Genomic DNA, 390 nt, shown 5'->3' with positions numbered 1-390 from the left:
TTCGACGTTCCCGGAAAGCGCACCACCGGCACCGGGGCGCAGACATACGCCATCACCGGTCCCGGCTGGGAAGGCACGCTGCCGGAGGGCGTCAAGCAGTACAAGTCGCCGACCAGCATCGTCTGGCTGCTCGGCCGCATCTACTGCACCGGCACGCCCGAGGACTACGCGGCGGTCCACAAGATCCAGGACGAGGTGAAGCTCTATCCGCTCAGCGCCTGGGGCAAGGAATGGACGCCGCCGGCCGGCAAGGTCGATCCGTCGATCGACATGAAGACGGCGGTGCGCGACCAGGTCAACAGCATGGACGCGGTCGAGTATTTCACCCTGCTCGCCGAACTGCTGAAGCGCAATCCTCCCTACGAAGCCGACGCGCCCATGCTGGAGAAG

Annotated in this window: 1 protein-coding gene; it reads left to right on the top strand. The window is 65.6% G+C overall.

What is annotated here, in order from left to right:
• A partial coding sequence (locus D8676_RS26595; RefSeq protein ID WP_147448283.1) for a DUF1254 domain-containing protein occupies window positions 1-390 on the top strand: 390 nt, incomplete at both ends.

The organism is Mesorhizobium sp. YM1C-6-2, from assembly GCF_003666685.1.
Lineage (GTDB): Bacteria > Pseudomonadota > Alphaproteobacteria > Rhizobiales > Rhizobiaceae > Mesorhizobium_K.
This window is presented reverse-complemented; position numbering and strand designations above follow the sequence as displayed.